Origin of the sequence: Stenotrophomonas sp. SrG (genome assembly GCF_050031795.1) — a bacterium.
Lineage (GTDB): Bacteria > Pseudomonadota > Gammaproteobacteria > Xanthomonadales > Xanthomonadaceae > Stenotrophomonas > Stenotrophomonas rhizophila_A.
In genome coordinates this window covers 1-8580 of sequence record NZ_JBNBBE010000032.1, presented here as the reverse complement: position 1 = coordinate 8580, position 8580 = coordinate 1, and the positions used below count along the sequence as shown (strand labels likewise).

The 8580-nt window shown below is 67.2% G+C and carries 8 protein-coding genes; 3 read left to right on the top strand and 5 right to left on the bottom strand.

Annotated elements, in window-relative coordinates; genetic code table 11:
- Window positions 1-863 (bottom strand): protease HtpX (htpX, locus tag ACQG3P_RS18775; RefSeq protein ID WP_426805878.1); only part of this gene is annotated, 863 nt, incomplete at its 3' end.
- Between the two features lie 93 nt (window positions 864-956).
- Here htpX and gluQRS point away from each other — a divergent pair.
- The 3 genes from gluQRS to phaR all read left to right on the top strand — a co-directional run bounded on the left by gluQRS (window position 957) and on the right by phaR (window position 3515).
- A complete protein-coding gene (gluQRS, locus tag ACQG3P_RS18770; RefSeq protein ID WP_426805877.1) occupies window positions 957-1841 on the top strand; it encodes a tRNA glutamyl-Q(34) synthetase GluQRS in 885 nt (294 codons plus the stop codon).
- Window positions 1842-1908: 67 nt separating this feature from the next.
- Window positions 1909-2649 (top strand): beta-ketoacyl-ACP reductase, encoded by a 741-nt coding sequence (locus ACQG3P_RS18765; protein WP_068853270.1) that lies wholly within the window; start codon window positions 1909-1911, stop codon window positions 2647-2649.
- Between the two features lie 341 nt (window positions 2650-2990).
- Window positions 2991-3515 (top strand): polyhydroxyalkanoate synthesis repressor PhaR, encoded by a 525-nt coding sequence (gene phaR / locus ACQG3P_RS18760; protein WP_068853272.1) that lies wholly within the window; start codon window positions 2991-2993, stop codon window positions 3513-3515.
- 82 nt (window positions 3516-3597) lie between these two features.
- Here phaR and ACQG3P_RS18755 read toward each other — a convergent pair whose 3' ends face one another.
- From ACQG3P_RS18755 to ACQG3P_RS18740, 4 genes are all read right to left on the bottom strand, one after another.
- Window positions 3598-4542, bottom strand: coding sequence for a TraB/GumN family protein (locus ACQG3P_RS18755; RefSeq protein ID WP_426805876.1), 945 nt, complete (start codon window positions 4540-4542; stop codon window positions 3598-3600).
- 2 nt (window positions 4543-4544) lie between these two features.
- Window positions 4545-5480: a DUF1684 domain-containing protein gene (locus ACQG3P_RS18750; protein WP_426805875.1), complete on the bottom strand. Its 936-nt coding sequence runs from the start codon at window positions 5478-5480 to the stop codon at window positions 4545-4547.
- An 11-nt stretch (window positions 5481-5491) separates the two neighbouring features.
- Window positions 5492-7348: a DNA mismatch repair endonuclease MutL gene (mutL, locus tag ACQG3P_RS18745; RefSeq protein WP_426805874.1), complete on the bottom strand. Its 1857-nt coding sequence runs from the start codon at window positions 7346-7348 to the stop codon at window positions 5492-5494.
- Between the two features lie 451 nt (window positions 7349-7799).
- Window positions 7800-8580: N-acetylmuramoyl-L-alanine amidase (locus ACQG3P_RS18740; protein ID WP_426805873.1), on the bottom strand; the 781-nt coding region annotated here is incomplete at its 5' end.

The window sequence follows — 8580 nt, the reverse complement described above, 5'->3', positions numbered from 1 at the left end:
TTGTTGCTCGCGGCCTTCAGCGCGGCAATGCGCTCTTCCAGCGGCGGGTGGCTCAGGAACAGCTTCTTGGCGGTGGCGCCGGCGATGCCGAACGCGGCGATCTGGGTCGGAAGGGTGCTCTGGCCGTGATTGAGCTTCAGGCGCTCCAGTGCGGCGATCATCTTTTGGCGGCCGGCCAGGTGCGCACCTCCGGCGTCGGCGCGGAACTCGCGATGGCGCGAGAACCACATGGCAATCATGGTCGCGAACAGGCCGAACACCATTTCCAGCACGAACACGATGATGAAGTAGGCAAAGCCGCGGCCGCCGCCTTCGCGGTTGCCCGACAGCGCACTGTCGATGATGCCGCCGACCACGCGTGCCAGCACGATCACGAACGTGTTGAGCACGCCCTGCAGCAGCGCCATGGTGATCATGTCACCGTTGGCCACGTGCGCGATTTCATGGCCCAGTACCGCCTCGGCCTCGTCCTCGCTCATGTTCTGCAGCAGGCCCGTGGAGACCGCCACCAGCGCGTTGTTGCGGTTGGCACCGGTCGCGAACGCGTTGATTTCCGGGCCGTCATAGACCGCCACTTCCGGCATGCCGATACCGGCTTCGCGCGCCTGGCGCTCCACCGTGGCCAGCAGCCAGCGCTCGGTCTGGTTGCGCGGCTCGGTGATCACTACCGCGCCGGTGGAACGCTTGGCCATCCACTTGGACAGCAGCAGCGAGATCAGCGACCCGCCGAAGCCGAAGATGGCCGCAACTACCAGCAGGCCGCTCATGCTTGCCGGATCGATACCGGCCAGGCGCATTACGAAGCCTGCCAGGATCAACACGGCGAAGTTGGTCGCGAGGAACAGGGCAATACGACTGAACATGGGGAAAGGACGCTTTCTAGGTGGGTGTTGCTGCAAATCTGCGGGGACTTCATGTTGAATTCAAGTCGCAACCTGACCGACGATTCATAGTTCATGTCCATGACTGCCTACCGCGGGCGCTTCGCCCCCTCGCCCACCGGCCCCCTCCACGCCGGCTCGCTGCTCGCCGCCTTCGGCAGCTGGCTGCTGGCGCGCCACGCCCGTGGCCAGTGGCTGGTCCGGGTCGAAGACGTCGACCCGCCCCGCACCGTGCCTGGCGCCATCGACCAGCAACTGGCCGCCCTGGCCGCCTTCGGCCTGGGCAGCGATGACGCCATCGTCCACCAGAGCGAGCGCGACACCCTCTACCAGGCCGCGCTGGACCGCCTGCTGGCCGAGGACAAGGCTTTTGCCTGCCACTGCAGCCGTACCGAACTGGCCGACCAGCAGGGTATTCATCATTACTGCGTGGCACGTACTGAACGCGCCCGACCGGCCATCCGCCTGCGCGTGCCGCCAGGCAGCGTGGTCGCGTTCGACGACGGCCTGCGCGGCCGGATCCGCCAGGACGTGCATGCCGAAGTCGGCGATTTCGTGCTGCGCCGGGCGGACGGCTACTGGGCCTACCAGCTGGCCGTGGTGGTCGACGACAGCGACCAGGCCATCACTGACGTGGTCCGCGGCGCTGACCTGCTCGATTCCACGCCGCGCCAGATCCTGCTGCAGCAGGCACTGGGGCTGCCCACCCCGCGCTACCTGCACCTGCCACTGCTGCTGGAGCCGGACGGGCTCAAACTGTCCAAATCCGCCGCCGCGCGCCCGGTCGATGCCCATCGTCCCCTGCCCGCCCTGCAGCAGGCCTGGGCGCAGCTTGGCCAGGATCCTGCATGCCTGCTGGGCACCCGCAGCGTTGCCGAGCTCCTCGAACGGGCCGTTGCCGACTTCGACCCGGCGCGATTGCCACCGGGTGACATCCGCCTTGACGCCGACGCCTGCTGAGCCGCCCATTTTCCGCCGCGATGTTGCAGAATCGCTGTCCCCCCTGTTGGCCCCGGAGTAGCTGCTCATGACATCTCGCGTCGCACTGGTCACCGGTGGTACCGGCGGTATCGGTTCCGCCATCTGCCAACGTCTGGCCGACCAGGGCCATCGGGTTGCCACCAACTACCGCGACGAAGCCAAGGCCCTGGCCTGGCGCGAGAAGATGCTGGCGCGCGGCTGCGACGTGGCGATTTTCCCCGGCGACGTCTCCGATCCGGATACCGCCGAACAGATGGTGCACGCGGTGGAAGCCGCACTGGGCCCGGTCGAGATCCTGGTCAACAACGCCGGCATCACCCGCGACACCACCTTCCACCGCATGCGCGCCGACCAGTGGCACGACGTGATCAACACCAACCTCAATTCGGTGTTCAACGTCACCCGCCCGGTCATTGAAGGCATGCGCCGCCGCGGCTGGGGCCGGGTGATCCAGATCAGCTCGATCAACGGCCTGAAGGGCCAGTACGGCCAGGCCAACTACGCCGCCGCCAAGGCCGGCATGCACGGCTTCACCATCTCGCTGGCGCGCGAAAATGCCGGCTTCGGCATCACCGTCAACACCATCTCGCCCGGCTACGTCGCCACCGACATGGTGATGGCCGTGCCCGACGAAGTGCGCGCCAAGATCATCGCCGACATCCCCACCGGCCGCCTCGGCAAGCCCGAGGAAATCGCCTACGCCGTCGCCTTCCTGGTCGCCGAAGAAGCCGCCTGGATCACCGGCTCCAACCTCGACATCAACGGCGGCCACCACATGGGCTGGTAACGCTTACACCGTTACCCCTCCACAGGTTCCAAGACCGCCCAACGGCCGGCGCCACCGGCATAGCGCCAAAAAAAATGCTGCACTTCACCCGCCCGCCCACCGCAGGAGGAGCCCCCTTTTGTTAAAGGGGGCGCGCCGAAGGCGCGGGGAATAGGAGGCATGCCGCCGGGGCCCACGTTTTGCGCAGCAAAACGTGGGCAAGCGCAGCAGGCGTTGCGAATACCCCGGAATGCTGCACCCATGCTGCGCAGCATGAAGAACGCCACCAAATGACCAAAGGAGGTTGCAACGCCTGCTGCGCTGCGCCATGCTTCGCCCTTACGCTGACGAGTGATTGCTTCATGGCTGCGAACCGCATCATCAAGAAGTATCCCAACCGCCGTCTCTACGACACCGAGATTTCCAGTTACATCACCATTGAGGACGTGCGCCAGCTCATCCTGGACGGCGAGGACTTCGAAGTCCGCGACGCCAAGAGCGGCGACGACCTGACCCGTTCAGTGTTGCTGCAGATCATCGCCGACCAGGAACAGGACGGTGAGCCCATGCTCTCCACCCAGCTGCTCAGCCAGCTGATCCGGTTCTATGGCGATTCGCTGCAGGGCTTCATGGGCAACTACCTGGAGCGCAGCATGCAGGTCTTCCTGGACCAGCAGCAGCAGTTCCGTCAGCAGATGGGCAACCTGCTCGGCCAGACCCCGTGGGCGATGATGAACCAGCTCACCGAACGCAACCTGGAGCTTTGGCAGGACTTCCAGCGCAACATGGGCGGCGGCTTCGGCCCGCGTCCGCCGGGTACCCAGACCGGCACCGGTACGGGCACCGGCAAGCCCGAAGCCCCCACGGCCGGCAAGACCCGCCGTTGACTGCTTCGCCCGGCAGCGCCGGGCCGCATGAAAAAAGGCGCAGCCTCACGGCCGCGCCTTTTTCATTTGCGCCCCCTGGAAATCAGCGCTTGGGTTTGGCACAGCCGGTGCAGATCCGCTCCACCTGGTAGCCCTTGGCGCGCAGCTTTTCGACGACGCCATCATCGCCCAGCAGGTGCAGCGAGCCCACCACCACCAGTGTGCCGCCCTGCCCGGCCTTGAGCTGCTGCTCCAGCTTGGGTACCCACGCATTGTTGCGGTCGGTATTGATGCGCTTGTACAGCTGCGGGTACTCGCCGCGCATTTCCGCGGCCATCGAGGTCCACAGCAGCTTGTCGTCGCCACGGCGCCAGGCATCGTGCAGCTTGCGACCCATCGCATCGGCCTCGCTGGCCTGGTCCAGCGCCTCGGCCACCATCTGCTGCTGCTCCTGCGCGGACATGCCGGAGAGCACCGCCACCTGCGTATCGATGTCTTCCAGGCCGCTGGTCGGCTTGCCCGCATCGGCGGCGCGCGTCATGAAATGCCGATCCAGCCCCAGCGCCGGGTCCAGGCCCATCTTGGCGAACTGCGACAGCGTGATGGTCAGCCCGACGAACCACGGCTTCATGCCCTGCAACTGTGCCAGCGGCAGGTTGTTGTCGCGCGCGTAGGCCTGCAGCTTGGTCCAGGTAGCGTCGTCCAGGTCACGCCTGAGTTCGCTGCCATCGGTGCGCATCGCCGCCTGCAGCATCTTGCGGGTCAGGTCCGGCGACTGCATGTCCTGCGGCGAGAGTTCGAACACCACGCGCTTGGACGCCGCGAAGGCCTGGTCCACGTCTGCCGCCAGCGGATAATCGTCGGCACGCAGCAGATGGAACGAGCCCAGCAGGTACACCCGGCTGTCGCCCGGGCCGGTCACCTTCCACAGCAGCGGCACCGGCGCGGTGGATTTTGCCGCCGGCGCGGCGGCCATCGTGGTTGCGCTGCCCAGCAGCAGGCTGGTCGCCAGCAGCAGCGGGGCCGCCAGTCGCTTCAGCATCGTCATGCTCAAACCCCTCCCTGGGGTGTGTGATAGGCCTGCTCACCGGCTTCGACCTTCAGGTCCAGGCGGTTTTCCGGCGGGGTCAGTGGGCACGTGGCGAACGGCGTGAACGCACACGGCGGGTTGTAGGCGTGGTTGAAATCAATCACCACCTTGCCGCTCGCATCCGGTGCGGGCAGGTCCAGGTAGCGGCCAGCCGGGTAACTGCCATGGCCGCTGGTGCGGTCGCCGAAGATCACGAACAGCTCGCGCCCCGGCTCACCCAGCGCTTCCAGCCGCCAGGTCTTTCCATCGCGCTCGAATTCCAGTGCACCCGAATTCGGCATCTCGGTGGTGAGGCCGGTGATGTCCACGATCGGCAGGGTCTTGCCGGCCGGGTGCGGAACAAACCGCGCGCTGATGCGCCAGTCCGGACCACCCGGCCAGTAGTTCAGGCCAGTGAAGCCGGTGCGCGAATAGGCGTCGGCATGCTTGACCCGCAGCGCGTAGCGCTCACCACGGTGGATCAGGCTGAGCTGGCCCTTGCCATCATCGAAGCCGATAAGCGTAGGCGTCGGATCGCGGTCGCTCTGGAAACGGATCGGCCCGGTGAGCGGCTTGCCGTCCACGGTCAGTGCCGTGCCGCGCTCGGGGGTGAAGGTGAGTACGTCGCCACGGTGCGCCACCATGCCCAGCTTGGCCGGGCCCACGGCCAGGCGGATGCCGCTGCCGGGGCCGCTGCCGATGTAGTGCGCCTTGTGCTCAAGCCAGTGCAGGCCGACCAGGCTGGTCCAGCCATCGGGCGCGTGCAACTCGGTGTAGCGCTGCTGTCGCCATTGCTGCTGTTCGGCGGCGAATGCCGGATCCACCGCCGCCGGCGCCGGCGCGGCTTCTTTATCGCCACACCCTGCCAGGCCCAGCGCCAGCACTGCCGCGCCGAGTCCCCATCCCCAAGTACGCATCGTGCTCCCCTTCAACGTCCGCGCAGGAACCAGCGGTCGATTTCCGCCAGTGAAAAACGGGCCCAGGTGGGCCGGCCGTGGTTGCATTGGCCGGACCGCTCGGTAATTTCCATGTCGCGCAGCAGCGCGTTCATTTCCGGCAGGGTCAGCCGACGGTTGGCGCGCACCGCCCCGTGGCACGCCATGGTCGACAACAGTTCGTCGCGCGCACTGGCGATGCGCCGGCTCTGGCCGTGTTCGCGCAGGTCGGTGAGCACATCGCGCAGCAGCCCTTCCGGCTCGGCGTTGGCCAGCAGCGCGGGAATGCTGCGCACATGCAGCGAACCGGGACCGGACCGGGTGATCTCGAACCCCAGCGCGGTCAGCGTATCGGCTTCGCGCTCGGCGGTATCGGCATCGCGCTCGCCCACTGCCAGGGTGATCGGCACCAGCAGCGGCTGCGCATGCAGGCCGGTGGCATCGTGCGCGGTCTTCAGCCGCTCATAGCCGATCCGCTCGTGGGCGGCATGCATGTCCACCACGATCAGGCCTTCGGCATTCTCGGCCAGGATGTAGATGCCGTGCAGCTGCGCCACCGCATAGCCCAGCGGCGGCACGCCACTGTCGGCCGCAGTGACCGGCAGGCCCTGCTCGCTGGGCATCGGCGGCAGCGCGGCATCGCTGCCGGCCGGGCGCCCGTACAGCGCTGCATAGGCCGACGGGGCATCGGCCACGCGCAGGCCCAGCGGCGACTGCTGCGGGCGCCAGGCCGTGTTGCCCATGCCACCACCGCCACCGCCCGCCAACGCGTAGCCCGTGCCGGCCGCCGCACTGGCGTAGGCAGGCGCGGCAGCCTCGGCGACGCCCTCGCTGCCCGCCCCCGTCGCGGTCATGCCCGCACGGGTTTCGGCCAGCGCTTCCTTCAACGTGCGGTAGACGAAGTCATGGATCAACCTCGAATCGCGGAAACGCACTTCGTGCTTGGCCGGGTGCACGTTGACGTCCACCCGGGTCGGGTCCAGCTCCAGGAACAGCACGTACGCGGGCTGGCGGCCATGGAACAGCACATCGCCGTAGGCCATCTTCACCGCATGGGCCACGCTGCGGTCGCGCACCGAACGACCGTTGACGTACAGATACTGCTGGTCGGTGCTGGCGCGTGAATAATGCGGCTGCGCGATCCAGCCATGCAGGCGCAGCCCGGCACCGCTGTGGTCCACGCGCATGGCCTGGGTGGCGAAGTCTTCGCCCAGCGTTTCGCCCAGCCGCGCATCGGAATACAGATCACCCGGCTTGTAGCGCCGCGACGGCTTGCCGTTGTGCGACACGCGCAGCTCCACGTCCGGCCGCGCCAGCGCCAGCGAACGCAGCCATTCTTCGATATGGCCCAGTTCGGTCCGCTCGGCGCGCAGGAATTTGCGGCGAGCCGGCACGTTGTAGAACAGCTCGCGCACTTCCACCGTGGTGCCCGGTGCATGCGCGCGCGGGGTGACTTCGCCCAGCTTGCCGCCTTCGATCTGCAGCGCCGAGCCATGCTCGTCACCGCGTCGGCGCGAGGCCAAGGTAAACCGGCTCACCGACGCGATCGACGGCAGCGCCTCGCCACGGAAGCCCAGCGTGGCCACCGCTTCCAGGTCATCCAGACTGGCAATCTTGCTGGTGGCATGCCGCGACACCGCCAGCGGCAGTTCTTCCGGCGCGATACCACCACCGTCGTCACGGATGCGGATCAACCGCACCCCACCCTCTTCCAGGTCGATATCCACGCGGGTCGCGCCGGCGTCGAGCGCGTTTTCCACCAGTTCCTTGACCACCGACGCCGGGCGTTCAACGACTTCGCCCGCGGCGATCTGGTTGATGAGGATTTCGGGAAGCTGGCGGATGGTCATGCGGGAATGATATCCGGATCGTGGGGATGGATTCCGATATCGATTGGCCAATGGGCCCATGGTCGATTGATCCCGATCCCCATGGGCCCGTAAAAATTCGTAGCCCCGGCCGTTGGCCGGACACCGCGCGCAGCGCGGCCCAAGCGTCCGGAGCCGACGATTCATCGGTTGCGGCCTTCCCCCCGGCGTTTACGCGTTCCGAAGACGCCCGTCAGGCGTTCATGACGCCTGATACGCGGTTTCGTTTCGGGTTTACACCCGGATGCATGGCCGCCATCGAGAGCAGGTCGAGCTCCGGACGCTTGGGCCGCGCTGCGCGCGGTGTCCGGCCAACGGCCGGGGCTACGGACCGTTACGTAACGTCCGGATACCCGGATCAATCAACCATGGGCCCCCAGTGGGTGCGTCGGGGCCGGGCAGACGCCACAAAAAAACCCGCCGAAGCGGGTTTTTATTTGCTACCGCCGGCGACCGTGCTGGCGGCGTCTATCTCGGCCTGGGCGCGGGCCGCGTAGAGCGTGCCTGGTGGCGGTTGGCGGCTGAAGAACGTATGTACGCCATCCAACACCGCACCAGCGATCTGGCGCTGGTAGGCCGGGTCCATCAGCCGGCGCTCCTCGTCCGGGTTGGAGATGAAGGCCGTTTCCACCAGCATCGCCGGCATGTCCGAGGTGCGCAGCACCGCGAAGTTGGCCCGCTCAATCGCCGGCTTGTGGTTCTTGCCGATCCGCTTCAGCCCGCCCAGCACATGCCCGGCCGCGTCTTCCGAGGCCTTCATGTAACCGCTCTGGGCCAGGTCCAGCAACACATTGGCCAGCGTGCCCTCCGTCTGCTGCAGGCGCACGCCACCGACCAGGTCGGCCGCGTTTTCCTTGTCCGCCAGCCAGCGCGCACGCTGCGACGACGCGCCCTTGGTCGACAGCACGTATACCGACGAACCCGTCGCCGCGCGGTTTTCCGCGGCATCGGCGTGGATCGAGATGAAGATGTCGGCCTTGGCCGAACGTGCCTTCTGCGCGCGCATCGGCAGCGGAATGAACACGTCGGTATCGCGGGTCAGGAACGCCTTCAGGCCCGGGGTCGCATTGACCTGGCGTGCCAGCTCACGCGCCACCGCCAGCGTGATGTCTTTTTCGCGCTTGCCGGTCGGCCCCACGGCGCCCGGGTCCTGGCCGCCGTGGCCGGGATCGATCGCCACCACCAGCGGGCGCATGCCCGACTGCATCTTGACA